The following is a 16,409-nucleotide window of genomic DNA, read 5'->3' on the forward strand; positions in this document are numbered from 1 at the left end:
CCCGGATGCTCCCGTCCAGCGGCGCTGCCGTTGATCGCCATGCCGAAAGTTCGTCATGGCCAACAAGATGCTCATCGATGCCTCCCACCCGGAAGAGACCCGGGTGGTGACGGTCAAGGGTTCGAAGGTCGAGGAATTCGACTTCGAATCCGCTAGCCGCCGCCAGCTGCGGGGCAACATCTATCTCGCCAAGGTCACGCGGGTCGAACCGTCGCTGCAGGCCGCCTTCGTCGAGTACGGGGGCAACCGCCACGGCTTCCTCGCCTTCAGCGAGATCCACCCCGACTACTACCAGATCCCGATCGCCGACCGGATGGCGCTCCTCGAGGAGGAGGCGCGGGCCGAGCGCGAGCACGAGGAGCGCCCCGAGCGCCAGGAGCGCAGCGAGCGTCCGGAGCGCAGCGACCAGCCCCGCCGCCGGCGCCGCCGCGGCCGCCGGGCCGAGGCCTCGTCGCGCCCGGCCGATGCGGTGGTGAGCGTCCCCGCCGGGGAGACGCAGGAGACCGGCGCGCAGGCCTCCCAGGCACAGGAGACCCGCCAGGAGACCGCCACCGAGGCGACCGGCTGGCAGGACACGCACCCCCAGGCGATGCTCGAGCAGGAGACGTTCGCGCAGGAGGCCCCGCGGCCGGAGGGCGTAGAGCATCCGGCGCAGGAGACGGCCCCGGCCGGCGAAGCGCAGCCGGTCGAGGCGCAGGGTTCCGTCGAGGCTCAGGTCGGGGTCCAGGCCGGCGACGCCGTCGCGCAGGACGGCCAGGCTCAAGAGAGCCCGTCCCAGGAAGCGCCTGCCGCGGACGCGCTCGCCGCCGAGCACCATTCGGCCGAGACACCCGCCGCCGAGGTGGCCCCGGTGCAGGGTGAGGCCGGCGCCGAGACCCCGGCGGCAATCGCCGCCGCCGTGTCGGCGGAGCCTGCCCATGTCGAGGCGGCGGCCGACGAAGCGTCGCCCGAGGCCCGGACCGCCGGCCCGGCATCCGAGGCGACCGCGCCCGTCGAGGCCGAGGCCGCCTTGCCCCAGCCCGTCGCCGCCTCGCAGCCGGTCGATGCCGCCGAGGACGAGGACGAGGACGACGAGGACGAGACCGTCGCCGAGGCGGACGGGGAGTCCGACGACTCGGACGAGGACGACGACGAGGACGAAGACGGGGACGACGACGGGGACGACGAGGACGACGACGAGGATCACGAGGAGCCGGTCGTCGAGCAGGTCGGCGGCCGCGGCGACGCGCTGGCCGAGATCCCCGAGCGGCCCCGCACCCCGCGCCGGCACTACAAGATCCAGGAGGTGATCAAGCGCCGGCAGGTCATCCTGGTCCAGGTCGTCAAGGAGGAGCGCGGCACCAAGGGCGCGGCGCTCACCACCTACCTGTCGCTCGCCGGCCGCTACTCGGTCCTGATGCCCAATACCGGCCGGGGCGGCGGCATCTCGCGCAAGATCACCAGCGCGGCCGACCGCAAGCGCCTGAAGGAGATCGCCACCGACCTCGAGGTGCCCGAGGGGATGGGCGTCATCCTGCGCACGGCGGGCGCCTCGCGCACCAAGCCGGAGATCAAGCGCGACTTCGAGTACCTGATGCGGCTGTGGGAGAGCGTGCGCGAGCTCACCCTGTCCTCCGCCGCGCCGGCCCTGGTCTACGAGGAGGGCTCGCTGATCAAGCGCGCCATCCGCGACCTCTACAACAAGGACATCGACGAGGTTCTGGTCGCGGGCGAGGACGCCTACCGCGAGGCCAAGGACTTCATGCGGATGCTGATGCCGACGCAGTCGAAGGTGGTGAAGCCCTACCGCGACCCGACGCCGATCTTCGCCCGCTTCGGGGTCGAGCAGCAGCTCGACGCGATGTTCTCCAACCACGTCTCCCTGCGCTCGGGCGGCTACCTCGTCATCAACCCGACCGAGGCCCTGGTCTCGATCGACGTGAACTCGGGGCGGGCCACCCGCGAGCACGACATCGAGGACACCGCGTACAAGACGAACCTGGAGGCCGCCGAGGAGGTGGCGCGCCAGCTGCGCCTGCGCGACCTCGCCGGGCTCATCGTCATCGACTTCATCGACATGGAGGAGAAGCGGAACAACCGCGCCGTCGAGAAGAAGCTGAACGAGTGCCTGAAGAACGACCGCGCCCGCATCCAGGTCGGCCGGATCTCGCCCTTCGGCCTGCTCGAGATGTCGCGCCAGCGCATCCGCACCGGCGTGCTCGAGTCGTCCTCGGTGCCCTGCCCGCATTGCGGCGGCTCGGGCTTCGTGCGGGCGACCGCCTCGGTGGCCCTGCTGATCCTGCGGGCGATCGAGGAAGCGCTGATCAAGTCGAACAGCCACAACCTGGTGCTGCGCACCCGGACCGAGGTGGCGCTCTACATCCTCAACCAGAAGCGCGCGCACCTGCACGAGCTCGAGGCCCGGTTCGGCGTCGCGATCATCATCGCGGCCGACGAGCGGCTGGCCGCGACCTCGGCCTTCCACCTCGAGCGCGGCGACCTCGCCCAGCGGGTCGAGCCGCGCCCCGTCACCAGCATCCGGGCCGAGGCGGTGCTGCCGCCGCCGCTGGAGGAGGATGACGAGGACGAGGACATCGTCGAGGACGCCGAGGCCGAGATCGAGGGCGAGGCCGACGCGGAGGCCGAGGGCGAGACCGACGAGGAGACCGCCGAGGGTGCGCCCGGCGAGGACGAGGGCGGGGGCAAGCGCCGCCGTCGCCGCCGCCGCCGGCGGGGCCGGGGCGAGCGTGGCGGCGCCGACGAGGCCGAGGGCCACGAGGCAGAGGGACACGCGGCCGAGGGACACGCGGCCGAGGGACACCTGGCGGACGAGGCGGCCGGCGAGGCGGTCCAGGCCTCGGGCGAGCGCGGTCCCGAGGCGGTGTCGATCCCGATCACCGAGGACGGCGTGGCGCCCGAGCGCGAGAGCCGCGAGGAGGCCCTGAGCCGGCGCCGCCGGCGCGGACGCCGCGGCGGCCGCGGGCGCGACCGCTTCGAGGAGACGGTTGGCACGATCGGCGACGAGGTCGTGGTCGGGGCCGAGCCGGGCGAGACCGGCGGCAGCCTGGTGCAGGATGCCCTCGCCGAGGAGATCGTCGCCCTCGACGAGATCGCCGGGCCGGCACCGGAGGCGGTCGGCAGTCCGGTCGCGGCGCCGCCCCTCCCGGCCCCCGATCGTCCCGCCGTGGAGCGCGAGGCCCTGACCGTCAAGGCGATCGAGGCCCCGGCGCCCGTCGGCGACGCCGAGCCCGCCGCCGAGGCGGTGGCCCCTGCCCCCGCTCCGGAGCCCGAGCCGGAGCCGGTGGCGGTCGTGCTGACCCCGCCCGATCCGGACCGTCCGAAGCGGGCCGGCTGGTGGTCCCGCACCAAGGCGGCGATCGGCGGCGAGTGACCGATCCCGGGACGGGCGTCAGCCCGTCCCGCACACAGCAAGACGCGTCGCGGCGGGCCGCGCTCCGGGAGGGGCGCGGCCCGTCTTTTTCGTTCGCCGGCTCACCTGCGGCACGCTCAATCGGCACACAGGACGATCCAGCATAGTAAGAATGCTCTGCGAACAGCGGAGCGAGCTGTTGCGTCAGGCCCTATTCAATGACCTAAGGTCACATAGCACGCTAAATGCAAAGTGTCGGCGTGCCGTTAACGGAACCGATACGGGACTCGCGGGAAATCATGCCAGTCCTTCGTGAGTCGCCACCATGTTCCGCTTCCGCTCCGCCCCCGCGCCCGTGCCCGCCGAGACGCCCGAGATGGTCGAGGAACGGCTCACCGGCCTGGTGGACCGGGCCGGCGCGTCCGGGTCCGAACTGGGGAACGGCCGGCTGGCGAGCGCGCTCGCGCGCCTCGTCGGCCAGATGCGGGGGGCCGCCGCCACGGATCTCGGCAGCACCGCCCGCGTCGCCGCGGAGGCCTCGGAGGCCGCCACGGTCCTCGGCTGGATGACCCACGACGCCAGCGAGATCGCCGGGCAGACCCGCGCCATGGCGGCGGCGGTCGAGGAGATCGCGGCCTCGACCCGGGAGCTCGCCGGCCGCTCGCAATCCAGCGCCGACGTCGCCGAGCAGGCGAGCGGCGGGATCGCGGCCTGCGCGGCCGACATGCGCGAGGCGAGCCGCACCATGACGGCGATCGAGACCCATGCCGGGCAGATCGAGCAGCGCCTGACCGGCTTCGAGGGTGCGGCGCTGCAGATCCAGGAGATGGCCAGCACGATCGAGGCGATCTCGAGCCAGACCAACCTGCTGGCATTGAACGCCACGATCGAGGCGGCGCGGGCCGGCGAGGCGGGGCGCGGCTTCGCGGTCGTCGCCGCCGAGGTCAAGCAGCTCTCCGGCCAGACCGCGCGCGCCACCGAGCAGATCCGCGGCCGCCTCGCGGTGCTGCTGCAGGAGCTGGCGGCCATCCAGGCCGCCGTGGCCGAGAGCCGGCACGCCGTGGCGAGCGGCACCGCGGCGGTCGCCCGGGTCGAGGCCCGGGTGGCGCAGGAGGGGCAGGCCGTGGCCCGCTCGGCGGAAGGAATCCGGGCGCTCGCCGAGGTCCTGGGCCAGCAGGAGGCGGCGACCGCCGAGATCTCCGCCGGCGTGCAGCAGGTCGCCGGCAAGGCGCAGAAGACCCACACCGAGATCGACGGGCTGATGGCGATCCTCGTGCGGGCCGAGACGACGGCGCAGGAGGCGCTCAAGGCCGGCGCGGAAAGGGGCCTGCCGGCCTACCCGCTGATCCGCCTCTCGGCCGATATGGGGATGTGGAAGCGCCGCCTCGCCGCGGCCCTGGTCGGGCTCGGCCCGGTCGGCGCGGCGGTGCCGCCCTTCCGGGACGCCGCGTCGGATCTCGGGATCGACGCCGCCGATCCCGCCGCCGCCCGGCTCGTCGCGGCCGGCGCCGAGGCGCACCGCCAGGCCGCCGCCATGGCCGACGCGCTGGGGGTGGGCGCCTGGGACCGGGCGATCCCGGCCTTCCAGGCCTTCGAGGCCGCCGCCAAGGAGATGGTGGCCGCCGCCGAGGGCGCGGTGCGGCACTGACCCCGGATGCGCGGGCCGGGCCGGTTCGCGCACGACGAGTTTCTTCGCGCCCAAAGGTTTTTCGGCGATCCTGGTCGGATCCGGGCCGCGTCGCGCGTCCTGCGATGAGGGAGGATCGACCATGCTCTACGCCATCCTGTGCTACAAGGACGAGGACGTCGTCGCCGCCTGGAGCGTGGCGGAGGACGAGGCCGTGATGGAGCGGCTCGGCCAGGTGCACGCGCGGCTGGAGCGCCAGGGCAAGCTCGGCCCGTCGCTGCGGCTCCTGCCGACCACCGCCGCCACGACCCTGCGCAAGGCGAGCGAGCCGCCGCTCGTGATCGACGGCCCCTTCGCCGAGACCAAGGAGCAGCTTCTCGGCTTCTACGTCGTCGACGTCGCCGATCTCGACGAGGCCCTGGGCATCGCCCGCGACCTCGCGAGCGCCAATCCGGGCGGCGCCTACGAGCTGCGCCCGGTCCTGCTCTACAATCCCGACCCCCGCCCGATCCCCGTCCGACGCGCGGCGGGCTTGAATGAGTGAGGCCTCGCCCGACGCCGCCTGGCTGGCCTGCGCCCTCGCCGCGGCCCGGCCGCGGGTGCTCTCCGCCCTGCTGCGGGTGTTTCGCGACCTCGACACCGCCGAGGAGGCCTTCCAGGAGGCGAGCCTGCGGGCCCTGCGCACCTGGCCCCGCACCGGCCCGCCGCGGGACGTCGCGGCCTGGCTGATCCTGGTCGGCCGCAACGCCGCCCTCGACGGACGGCGCCGCCTCGCCCGCCAGACCCCGTTGCCCGAGGACGACGGGCTGTCGGAGCGTGCCGTCTCGGATTTGGACGACGCCGAGACGCCGCTCGCCGAGGCGATCGACGCCGGGGCCTACCGGGACGACATCCTGCGGCTCCTGTTCATCTGCTGCCATCCGGAGCTGCCCGTCACGCAGCAGATCGCGCTGGCCCTGCGCATCGTCTCGGGGCTTCCCCTCCCGCGCATCGCCCGCGCCTTCCTGGTCTCGGAGGCGGCGATGGAGCAGCGCCTCACCCGCGCCAAGGCCCGCATCGCCCGCAGCCCCGTGCCCTACGGGGCGCCGGGACCGGCCGAGCGGGCGGAGCGGCTCTCCGCCGTCGCGGCGATGCTCTACCTCGTCTTCAATGCCGGCTACTCGGCGGCGACCGGCTCGGAGCGGGCGGCGCTCTGCGACGAGGCGATCCGCCTCGGCCGCCTGCTCCTGCGGCTGTTTCCCACCGATCCGGAGGTGATGGGGCTCCTCGCCCTGATGCTGCTCCAGCACGCCCGCGCGCCGGCACGCTTCGACGCCGACGGCGAGATCATCCTGCTGGAGGATCAGGATCGCGGGCTCTGGCGCCGCCCGATGATCGCCGAAGGGCTGGCTCTCGTCGACAAGGCGATGCGCCACCGCACCCCCGGCGCCTACCAGGTCCAGGCGGCGATCGCCGCCCTGCATGGCCGCGCCGCCCGGCCGCAGGACACCGACTGGGCGGGGATCGACGCACTCTATGCGGCGCTGGAGCGGATGCAGCCCTCGCCGGTGGTGACGCTCAACCGGGCCGTCGCGACCGCCAAGGTCGGGGGTGCGGCGGCCGGGCTCGCCCTCGTCGAGCCCCTGGCCGGGCCGCTCGGCGGCTATTTCCACTTCCACGGCCTGCGCGGCGCCCTGCTGATGCAGCTCGGCCGGACCGGCGAGGCGCGGGAGGCGATGGGCCGGGCGATCGGGCTCGCCGGTACCCCGGCCGAGGCCGCGCATATCCGCCGCCAGCTCGACCGGCTGGCCGGGGACGCGCCCGCGGATCGCGAAAAAATCTGAAGCGGGGCTGTCGGGACGCAGGCAGACCGCCCGTCCTTGAAGCGAGGCCGCGACAAGAGCCGGCCCGACCGAGGAGAGGACCATGAGCGACGAAACCCCGACAATCGCCCCGGTGAAGGGCGGCCTCGTCACTTACCTGATGCTGGACGGCGCCCTGAAGGCGGCGGAGTTCTACGTCCGCGCCTTCGGGGCGGAGATCGTCGCGGCGATGCCGGCCGATCCGCAGGGCCGGACCCCGCACGTGCACCTCCACGTCAACGGCTCGTCGCTGATGCTGAGCGACGCCTTCCCGGAGCATGGCTGCGCGCTCCAGGCGCCGCAGGGCTTCACCCTGACGCTGATGGTCGAGGATATCGACGCCCGCTACGCCCACGCCGTCGAGGCGGGCGCCATCGCCGTGATGCCGCCGGCCGAGATGTTCTGGGGCGACCGTTACGGCCAGCTGCGCGACCCGTTCGGGGTGGTCTGGGCGATGAACCAGCAGAAGCGCTGACCATCGAGCCGGGACCGGGCACGACCGGTCCCCCCCTTCCCTCCCCTCGCGCGGAGCCCCGACCGATGACCGACCCGAGCGAACGCGACCTCGTCCTCACCCGCCTCATCCCGGCGCCGCCGGCCGCGCTCTATCGGGCCTGGACCGAGCCGGCGCTGATCAAGCAGTGGTTCGCCCCGAAGCCTTTCACGGTGGCGGACGCCGAGACGGAGCTCCGCCCCGGCGGTACGACCCGCATCGTCATGCGCGGCCCGGACGGGACCGAGTTTTCCAGCAGCGGCGTCTATCTCGAACTGATCGAGAACGCCCGCATCGTGTTCACCGACGCCTATACAAGCGCCTGGGAGCCGGCCGCCAAGCCGTTCTTCACCGGCATCATCACCTTCGCGGCCGAGGGCGCGGCCACCCGCTACACCGCCCTGGCCCGGCACTGGACCGCGGAGGACCGCGCCGCGCACGAGGCGATGGGCTTTCACGATGGCTGGGGCCGCTGCGCCGACCAGCTCGCCGACCTCGCCGCCCGGCTCTAAGCCTCAGGGAGACCCGCCATGGCCCATGTGAGCACCTGCCTGTGGTTCGCGCGCGACGCCGAGGAGGCGGTGCGTGCTTACGTCGCCCTCGTCCCGGGCTCGCAGCTCGGGCCGATCCTGCGCGCCCCCGGCCCCTGGCCCGGCGGCGCGCCCGGCGACGCGATCCTGGTGAGCTTCACCCTCGGCGGGCAGAGCTTCCAGGCGCTGAACGGCGGCATGCCGGCCGAGTACGGCACCGCCGCCTCGATCGCCGTCGCCTGCCCGGACCAGGCGGAAATCGACCGGCTCTGGGACGCGCTGCTCGCCGGGGGCGGCAAGGAGATCCAGTGCGGCTGGCTGCGCGACCGCTGGGGCGTGCCCTGGCAGATCTTTCCCGAGATCCTGCCGCGCCTGCTCGCCGATCCGGACCCGGCCGTGGCCGCCCGGGTCTTCTCGGCGATGCAGGGCATGGTCCGGCTCGACGCCGCGGCGCTGGAGCGGGCGGCCGCGGGCTGATCCGCACCCGGTTGCCCGCCGGTCCCCCGCCCCATAGCATCGCCCGAACAGCCGAGGAGGACGGGAATGGCGGGGATGACGCGCAGGCGCGTGCTGGGCAGCGCGGCCGTCGGGGCGGCTTCTCTCGCCGGGCCGCGGGCGGCTTGGGCGGCGCAACCGCCCAACATCGTCTTCATCATGGCCGACGACCTCGGCTACGCCGACGTCGCCTGCTACGGCCGGCCCAACCTCGCCACTCCGCAGATCGACCGGATCGCCGCGACGGGCGTGCGCTTCACGCAAGCTTACGCCAACTCGGCGGTCTGCTCGGCCACCCGCACGGCGCTGATCACCGGGCGCTACCAGTACCGCCTGGCCGTCGGGCTCGAGGAGCCGGTCACCACCCGCTTCGCCGGCGGGCTGCCGGCCGACCACCCGACCCTGCCGGGGCTGTTGCGGCAAGCCGGCTACCGCACGGCGCTCGTCGGCAAGTGGCACCTCGGCAGCGTGCAGGAATACGGGCCCTTGCAGCGCGGCTACGACGCGTTCTGGGGCTTTCGCGGCGGCACCATCGATTACTTCAGCCACCGCGGCACCGACGACAAGCCGGACCTGTGGGACGGCGACCTGCGCATCGAGGAGGTCGGCTACGCCACCCACCTGCTCGGGAAACGGGCGGTGGAGACGATCGCGGCCTCGGCGAAGGCCGGGCGGCCGTTCTTCCTCAGCCTGCACTTCAACGCGCCGCACTGGCCGTGGGAGACGCCCGACGACGAGGCCGAGTCGCGCCGCATCGCGGGCGGCAACCTGCGCCACTTCGACGGCGGCACCCAAGACACCTACCGGCGCATCGTCGCCGAGATGGACACCCAGATCGGCCGCGTCCTCCACGCCCTGGAGGCGAACGGCGTCGCCGAGGACACGATCGTGGTGTTCACGAGCGACAATGGCGGCGAGCGCTTCTCCGACACCTGGCCCTTCACCGGCCGCAAGACCGAACTTCTGGAAGGGGGCCTGCGAATCCCGGCGATCGTGTCGTGGCCGCGGCGGCTGAAGGCGGGTGCGGTCTCGGCCCAGCCGATGATCACCATGGACTGGCTGCCGACGCTGCTCGCCGCTGCCGGCACGGCGCCGGATCCCGCCTACCCGTCCGACGGCATCGACCTCCTGCCGATCCTGACGGGGCAGGCCCCGGAGCGCCCGCGGACCTTCCACTGGCGCTACCGCGCCAACGCGCAGGCGGCGATGCGCGACGGCGACCTCAAGTACCTCAAGATCCGCGACCAGACCTTCCTGTTCGACGTCGTCGCCGACCCGCTGGAGCGGGCGAACCTCAAGGCCCGGCGCCCGGAGGATTTTTCGAGGCTCCAGGCGGCCTGGACCGCCTGGAACGCCACCATGCTGCCGGAGCGGGGGGACAGCTTCTCGGAGACCTATACGGGGGCCCAGCTGGCGGACCACTTCGGGGCGGGGACGCCGGCGGGAAAGTAGGGCTCGGCGCCTGGACGGCGCGTCCTGTCAGAGCAGATCTCAGGAAACCCGCTCGCACCAATATACCTGCGTCCGGTACGGAAACGTCACCTCGTCCCGGCCGGCCAGCTCCGGCGTGCGGTCGATCAGGTCGCGCACGGCTCGCGCCACCCGCGCCCGCTCGGCGTCCGGAAGCGCCGCGATGAAGCTCACCGACAGGGTGCGGTCGAGGATCACCTGCTCCGGGGTTCCTCGATGGCCGTACGGGAAGGTCGCCTCGTGCAGGGGCCCGAACCCCTCGGCTGGAAACAGCCTCCGCCACGCGCCGGTGTGGTAGCGCGGGGCGTCGCCCTCATGGGCGTTCATGATCGTCGTGAGCTCCGCCACCCAGGGCGTGCTCTCGTCGCGGACGTTCCAGACGAGGTCGAGGCGGCCCCCCACCGTCAGCACCCGGCGGATCTCGGCCAGGGCCGCCGGGGTCGAGAACCAGTGGAAGGCCTGGGCGCAGACGAGCGCGTCGAGGCTTGCCTCCGCCAGAGGCATCGCCTCGGCGGAGCCGGCCAAAGCCGTCACGCCGGGGAGTGACGCAGCGAGCCGCGCCCGCATCGCGCCGACCGGCTCGATCGCCGTCACCTCGGCGCCGGTGGCGGCCAGCAGGCCGGTGAACTTGCCGGTGCCGGCGCCGAGATCGGCGACGCTCCGGCCCGGCCCGAGGCGCAAGCCGTCGCGCAGCCAGGCCGTCAGGGCCGCCGGGTAGTCGGGCCGGCCCTTAGCGTAGGTCTCGGCCCCGGCCGCGAAGCCGCTGGCCGCGGCGGGGTGCAGATCGGTCATGATGGCCGTTCCTCGATCAACGAAGCCAACCCTTCAGCCGCCGCACCGCCTCCCGCGCCTCGGCCTCGCCGCCGGCGAAGGACAGGCGCAGGTGGTGGGCGCCGGCCTCGGGATCGAAGTCGAGGCCGGGCGTCGCCGCGACGCCGGCCTCGTCGAGCATCCGGCGGCAGAAGCCGATCGAGTCGTTGGTGAGCCGGGCCACGTCGGCATAGAGGTAGAAGGCGCCGTCGGCCGGGTGCACGTCGCCGAGGCCGAGGCTCGGCAGCTCGCCGAGGAGGAGCGCGCGGGCCCGGGCATAATCGGCCTTCACCGCCTCCAGCTCCTCGGTGGCGTCGAAGGCGGCGAGGGCCGCCACCTGCGATAGGTAGGGCGCCGAGATGTAGAGGTTCTGCGCCAGGCGCTCGATCGGCCGCACCAGGCCTTCCGGCACCACCATCCAGCCGATGCGCCAGCCGGTCATGCAGTAGTATTTCGAGAACGAGTTGATCACGACCGCATCGGGATCGACCGCCAAGGCGGTCGCGGCCGGCACGCCGTAGGTGAGGCCGTGATAGATCTCGTCCGAGATGAAGCGCAGGTTCAGCGACCGGCAGGCCTGCGCCAGGGCGCGCAAGGCCGCCTCGTCGATCATCGTGCCCGACGGGTTGGCGGGGCTCATCACCAGGAGGCCGGAGAGCGGCGCGCTCGCGTGCGCAGCCCGAAGGCTCGCGGCGGTCGGGACGAAGCCGTCCTCGGCGCGCAAGGTCAGCCCCACCGGCTCGAGGTCGACGGCCTGGAGCACCGAGCGGTAGGCCGGGTAGCCCGGCGCCGCGATGGCGACGCGCCCGCCGGCATCGAACAGGCTCAGGAAGGCGAGCACGAAGCCCGCCGAGGAGCCGGTGGTGACCACGACCCGCTCCGGCGCCACCGCCACGCCGTAGGCCTCGGCGTAGTGGCGGGCGATGCGCTCGCGCAAGGGGGCGATGCCGAGCGCCTCGGTATAGGGGATGCGGCCCGAGGCCAGCGCGTCTTGCGCCGCCGCGATGGCCGGACGGGGGGCGGGCGCCGAGGGCTGGCCCACCTCCATATGCACCACGCTGCCGCCCTGCCGCTCCCGCCGCGCCGCGGCGGCGAGCACGTCCATCGCCAGGAAGGGCGCGACGCGGGCGGCGCGGCGGGAGACGAGGGAAGGAGAATCGGACATGATGGGCCTTGGAGCGTTCTTTCAGGTCACGGGCGCGGGTGCGCCCCCGCACATAGCGGGATTTGCCGGCAATTGCGCCCCGCCACCGGCGCAAGCGTGATTTGACAAGCCTGCCGCGAAACCGCCTAACCGGCGGCTCAAGGAGCGCGCCAGGATTGTGCGCCACCGACCGTGAACGACCCCGATGAGGACGACGATGCTGCTCCTGCCCCGCCTTCTGCCCGCCCTTGCGCTCGCGGGCCTCGTCGCCACGGCCGCGCCGACCCGGGCGCAGGCGCCGACGACCACGCCGGCGGCTCCGGGCACGGCGGCGCAAAGTCCCGCGACCTCGGGCGCGATGACCGACGCCCAGCGCCAGGCGATCGAGAGCGTGGTGCGCGACTACCTGCTGAAGAACCCGGAGGTGCTGCAGGAGGCGATGGCCGAGCTGGAGAAGCGCCAGCAGGAGGCCCAGAAGGTCGCCCAGGCCAGTGCCCTCAAGGAAACCCGCGACACCCTGCACAACTCGCCGCACGGCTTCGTCGCCGGCAACCCGAACGGCGACGTCACCCTGGTCGAGTTCTTCGATTACAATTGCGGCTACTGCAAGCGGGCGCTCACCGACCTGCAGACCCTGATCAAGGGTGATCCTAAGCTGAAGGTCGTCCTGCGCGACTTCCCCGTGCTCGGGCCCGACTCGCTCGAGGCCAGCAAGGTGGCGCTCGCCGCCAAGCAGCAGCTCAAGGGCGACAAGCTGTTCGACTACCACACCCGCCTGCTCGAGAGCCGCGGCCGGGTGAACGGCGAGCGGGCGATCGCGGTGGCCAAGGAGATGGGCCTCGACATCGCCAAGCTCCAGAAGGACATGCAGGCCCCCGACATCCAGGCGGCGCTGCAGGAGAATGTGGGCTTGGGCGACAAGCTCGGCCTGTCGGGCACCCCGGCCTTCATCATCGGCGACGAGATCATCCCGGGCGCCGTCGGTGTCGACCCGATCCGCAAGACGGTGGCCGGCGTGCGCCAGTGCGGCCACGCCACCTGCTGAGCCTCGACGCCTTCGCCCGTCGCGACCGGCGCCCCTATCGCGGGCCGGCCGCATGGTCTATGAGGCCCGCCGATCGCCCGCCGGATCGCATGACGCCCCCGCGTCGTCCGGGACACGGGTCCCGGCGGGTCAACCCCCGCCCTCAACACGATTGCCGAAGACCCGCCGTGCCCTCCAACAACAAGCCTGATCCCTTCGACCCCGAGCTCGTGCGCGAGCTGGCGACCCTGATCGCCGAGACCGATCTCAGCGAGATCGAGGTCGAGAAGGGCGACCTGCGCATCCGCGTCGCCCGCGAGCGCGCCGTGCAGCAGGTGCAGGTCCCGGTGGCGGCCGCCGTCGCCCCGCCCCTGCCCGCCGCCGCGATTCCCGCCGCCGCGCCGGTGCCCGCCGCCGACGCCGACCCGAAGGCGCTCGCCGCCCATCCGGGCGCGGTGCTCTCGCCGATGGTCGGCACCGCCTACCGCAAGCCCTCGCCGGACGCCAAGACCTTCGTCGAGGTCGGCTCGCGGGTCGAGAGCGGCGCCCGGGTGCTGCTCGTCGAGGCGATGAAGACCTTCAACGACATCGTGGCGCCGCGCGCCGGCACCGTCACGGCGATCTTCATCGAGGACGGTCAGCCGGTCGAGTTCGGCGAGCCCCTCCTGCTGATCGAGTGACCTTAGGGGCCCCATGTTCGACAAGATCCTGATCGCGAACCGGGGCGAGATCGCGCTCCGGATCCTGCGGGCCGCCAAGGAGCTCGGCATCGCGACGGTGGCGGTGCACTCCACCGCCGACGCCGACGCCATGCATGTGCGGCTCGCCGACGAGAGCGTCTGCATCGGCCCGCCGCCGGCCCGCGACAGCTACCTCAACATCCCGTCGATCATCGCCGCCTGCGAGATCACCGGCGCCGACGCGGTGCACCCGGGCTACGGCTTCCTGTCGGAGAATGCCCGCTTCGCCGAGGTGCTGGGCCATCACGGCATCGGCTTCATCGGCCCCAAGGCCGAGCACATCCGGGTGATGGGCGACAAGATCGAGGCCAAGCGCACGGCCAAGCGCCTCGGCATCCCGTGCGTGCCGGGTTCCGAGGGCGGCGTCACCGAGATCGACGAGGCCAAGCGGGTCGCGGCCGATATCGGCTACCCGGTGCTGATCAAGGCCGCCTCCGGCGGCGGCGGCCGCGGCATGAAGGTCGCCCGCAGCGAGGCCGACCTCGAATCCGCCCTGATGACCGCCCGCACCGAGGCCAAGGCGGCCTTCGGCGACGACGCGGTCTACATCGAAAAATATCTCGAGAAGCCGCGCCACATCGAGGTGCAGGTGCTCGGCGACGGCCGCGGCAACGCCATCCACCTCGCCGAGCGCGACTGCTCGCTCCAGCGCCGGCACCAGAAGGTCTGGGAGGAAGGCCCCTCCCCGGCCCTCAACGCCGAGATGCGCGAGCAGATCGGCGGCACCGTCGCCCGGGCGATGCAGGAGCTGGGCTATAGCGGCGCCGGCACGATCGAGTTCCTCTACGAGGACGGGCAGTTCTACTTCATCGAGATGAACACTCGAATTCAGGTGGAGCACCCTGTTACCGAGATGATCACCGGGATCGACCTCGTCAACGAGCAGATCCGGGTGGCGGCGGGCGCGCCCCTGTCGGTGCGCCAGGAGGACGTGCGGGTCGAGGGCCACGCCATCGAGTGCCGCATCAACGCCGAGCACCCCTCCACCTTCCGGCCCTCGCCCGGCACCATCACCTACTTCCACCCGCCCGGGGGCCTCGGCGTGCGGGTCGATTCGGCGGCCTTCCAGGGCTACCGCATCCCGCCGCACTACGACTCGCTGATGGGCAAGCTCATCGTCCACGGCCGCACCCGCAACGAGTGCCTGATGCGGCTGCGCCGGGCGCTCGACGAGTTCGTGGTCGCGGGCGTCGACACGACCCTGCCGCTGTTCCGCACCCTGGTGCGCAACGCCGACATCCAGAACGGCCTCTACGACATCCACTGGCTCGAGGAATTCCTCAAGACCGGCGGGCTCGAGATCGGCTGACGCCCGCGCAGGCGGCTGGACCGTCGCAAGGGGCGCCGCGTGGCGCCCCTTTGCATGTCCGGACGCGCTTGTCCGGGTGCGGCACCGCAGCAATCGATCGGGCGCGATATTTTTGGAAGCGGCGCGGAACAGCGCGGCTTCCCAAGGGTTCTCTCGGCAACAGCGGCAAGGACAGGTCGGTCAGGCATTGCGTCAGGCAGCTGACGGGACCGATCGAGGCCGCGACAATTCCAACCACAACCGAGAGAGATCTGACGATGCGCGTGCTCAAGCTCGCCGCCGTGGCCGCCCTCCTGGCCACTCCCGCCCTCGCCCAGACCCCTGGCTATGATGCTCCGGCCTCTCGGGGCCCGGTCGCCCCGGTCGTCGACCCGCTCACCACCGGCACCGTGGTCGCCCCCGTCCCGGCCGGTCCGGGCCCGGTCGGCGGCGTCGGTCAGTCGACCTACGAGACCCAGGTCGATTCGGCCAAGGGCGGCAACGCCGCGATGCCGAGCCGCCTGAACCCGAACCTCGGCAACACCGCGGGCGGACCGGCGAACTGAGCCGAGGCGACGCCCTGCGATCGAAACGGTCCGCGGCCCAGAGCCGCGGGCCGTTTCTCGTCGCGGCAGGCCGCGTGCCCTATCTTGGCCAAGGCTCGATCTTTGCCAAGGCTCGGCCATGGGGGAGAAACGCTTCCCCGCCCTGTCCCGCCCGGAACCTCTGTCGATGCACGGCAGCCTGAACGTCGAGATCACCGCCGAGATCCTGCTCAAGGCCTACGCGGCCGGTATCTTCCCGATGGCGGAGGATGCGGATGACCCGACCCTGTACTGGGTCGAGCCGAAGGAGCGGGGCATCCTGCCCCTCGACCGCTTCCATCTCGGCCATCGCCTCGCCCGCACGGTGCGCAACGGCGGCTTCGAGGTGGTGACCGACCGCGACTTCGATGCGGTGATCGAGGGCTGCGCCGCGCCGCGGCGGGACAGCGACCGCACCTGGATCAATGCGCGCATCCGCGCCCTCTACGGCGAATTGTTCGATCTCGGCCATTGCCACACCGTCGAGGTCTATGCCGGCGAGCCCCGCATCCTGGTCGGCGGGCTCTACGGGGTCTCCCTCGGCGCGGCGTTCTTCGGCGAGAGCATGTTCCACGTCGCCCGGGACGCCTCGAAGGTGGCACTGGTGCACCTCGCCGCCCGGCTGAAGCGCGGCGGCTACACCCTGCTCGACGCCCAGTTCGTCACCAGCCACCTCGCCCAGTTCGGGGCCGAGGAGGTGCCGCGCCACGTCTACAAGGCGATGCTGCGCGCCGCGATCGACCGGCCGGCGCAGTGGGACAGCGCGCCGCTCACCGGGTCCGAGGCGGTCGCGGCCCTCGGCCTGACCTGACCGCATCGGGCCACCCTCGGCAAGTCGAAGACCCGGGAATATCAAGCAGTTCCGATTGCCGGATCTTCCCGCGCAAAGTCTCCCCGGCTTCTCCGATTGTTGCCATGAGGTCACGACCAGCGAGGTTCGGGCGCCAACTCTGCCTCAGAACTGCCCGATCGGGCAATGCCCTGTCAGGCGGGATTGCGGCGGAACGGTGAAGC

The 16,409-nt window shown here is 72.5% G+C and carries 15 protein-coding genes; 13 read left to right on the forward strand and 2 right to left on the reverse strand.

From position 1 onward, the window contains the following. Window positions 1-55 precede the first annotated feature (55 nt). The 8 genes from DA075_RS11105 (at window position 56) to DA075_RS11140 (ending at window position 9,787) form a co-directional block, all read left to right on the forward strand. Window positions 56-3,370, forward strand: a complete 3,315-nt coding sequence (locus DA075_RS11105; protein ID WP_099953271.1) for an Rne/Rng family ribonuclease — start codon at window positions 56-58, stop codon at window positions 3,368-3,370. A 304-nt stretch (window positions 3,371-3,674) separates the two neighbouring features. Then, complete coding sequence (locus DA075_RS11110; protein WP_099953272.1) at window positions 3,675-4,997, forward strand: methyl-accepting chemotaxis protein; 1,323 nt, start codon at window positions 3,675-3,677, stop codon at window positions 4,995-4,997. A gap of 121 nt (window positions 4,998-5,118) precedes the next feature. Continuing rightward, entirely contained in the window at window positions 5,119-5,520 is a 402-nt protein-coding gene (locus tag DA075_RS11115; protein WP_099953273.1) for a YciI family protein, read from the forward strand. Further along, window positions 5,513-6,799, forward strand: a complete 1,287-nt coding sequence (locus DA075_RS11120) for an RNA polymerase sigma factor (protein ID WP_099953274.1) — start codon at window positions 5,513-5,515, stop codon at window positions 6,797-6,799. The genes DA075_RS11115 and DA075_RS11120 overlap by 8 nt, the downstream gene beginning before the upstream one ends. Window positions 6,800-6,881: 82 nt before the next feature. After that, entirely contained in the window at window positions 6,882-7,292 is a 411-nt protein-coding gene (locus DA075_RS11125; RefSeq protein ID WP_099953275.1) for a VOC family protein, read from the forward strand. A gap of 65 nt (window positions 7,293-7,357) precedes the next feature. Beyond that, window positions 7,358-7,822 carry an SRPBCC family protein gene (locus DA075_RS11130; protein WP_099953276.1) on the forward strand — a complete coding sequence of 155 codons (465 nt, stop codon included), beginning with the start codon at window positions 7,358-7,360 and terminating at the stop codon, window positions 7,820-7,822. An 18-nt stretch (window positions 7,823-7,840) separates the two neighbouring features. Next, entirely contained in the window at window positions 7,841-8,317 is a 477-nt protein-coding gene (locus DA075_RS11135; RefSeq protein ID WP_099953277.1) for a VOC family protein, read from the forward strand. A gap of 75 nt (window positions 8,318-8,392) precedes the next feature. Beyond that, entirely contained in the window at window positions 8,393-9,787 is a 1,395-nt protein-coding gene (locus DA075_RS11140; protein WP_099956537.1) for a sulfatase family protein, read from the forward strand. A 39-nt stretch (window positions 9,788-9,826) separates the two neighbouring features. On the opposite strand, the gene DA075_RS11145 is transcribed toward DA075_RS11140, so the two are convergent. Together DA075_RS11145 and DA075_RS11150 are read right to left on the reverse strand one after the other, a co-directional pair. Then, window positions 9,827-10,597 carry a class I SAM-dependent methyltransferase gene (locus DA075_RS11145; RefSeq protein ID WP_099953278.1) on the reverse strand — a complete coding sequence of 257 codons (771 nt, stop codon included), beginning with the start codon at window positions 10,595-10,597 and terminating at the stop codon, window positions 9,827-9,829. A gap of 16 nt (window positions 10,598-10,613) precedes the next feature. Then, window positions 10,614-11,780 (reverse strand): pyridoxal phosphate-dependent aminotransferase, encoded by a 1,167-nt coding sequence (locus DA075_RS11150; protein ID WP_099953279.1) that lies wholly within the window; start codon window positions 11,778-11,780, stop codon window positions 10,614-10,616. Between the two features lie 196 nt (window positions 11,781-11,976). On the opposite strand from DA075_RS11150, the gene DA075_RS11155 reads away from it, so the two are divergent. The 5 genes from DA075_RS11155 (at window position 11,977) to aat (ending at window position 16,206) form a co-directional block, all read left to right on the forward strand. Next, the gene (locus DA075_RS11155; protein WP_099953280.1) at window positions 11,977-12,804 is read left to right on the forward strand and encodes a DsbA family protein; all 828 of its coding nucleotides are present in this window, start codon (window positions 11,977-11,979) and stop codon (window positions 12,802-12,804) included. 167 nt (window positions 12,805-12,971) lie between these two features. Continuing rightward, window positions 12,972-13,463 carry an acetyl-CoA carboxylase biotin carboxyl carrier protein gene (accB, locus tag DA075_RS11160; protein WP_232385715.1) on the forward strand — a complete coding sequence of 164 codons (492 nt, stop codon included), beginning with the start codon at window positions 12,972-12,974 and terminating at the stop codon, window positions 13,461-13,463. A 13-nt stretch (window positions 13,464-13,476) separates the two neighbouring features. Beyond that, the gene (gene accC / locus DA075_RS11165) at window positions 13,477-14,832 is read left to right on the forward strand and encodes an acetyl-CoA carboxylase biotin carboxylase subunit (RefSeq protein ID WP_099953282.1); all 1,356 of its coding nucleotides are present in this window, start codon (window positions 13,477-13,479) and stop codon (window positions 14,830-14,832) included. Between the two features lie 257 nt (window positions 14,833-15,089). Then, window positions 15,090-15,377, forward strand: a complete 288-nt coding sequence (locus tag DA075_RS11170) for a hypothetical protein (protein ID WP_099953283.1) — start codon at window positions 15,090-15,092, stop codon at window positions 15,375-15,377. 166 nt (window positions 15,378-15,543) lie between these two features. Then, complete coding sequence (gene aat, locus DA075_RS11175) at window positions 15,544-16,206, forward strand: leucyl/phenylalanyl-tRNA--protein transferase (RefSeq protein WP_099953284.1); 663 nt, start codon at window positions 15,544-15,546, stop codon at window positions 16,204-16,206. Window positions 16,207-16,409: the final 203 nt, after the last annotated feature.

The sequence above is a fragment of the Methylobacterium currus genome (assembly GCF_003058325.1).
Classification (GTDB): Bacteria; Pseudomonadota; Alphaproteobacteria; order Rhizobiales; family Beijerinckiaceae; genus Methylobacterium; species Methylobacterium currus.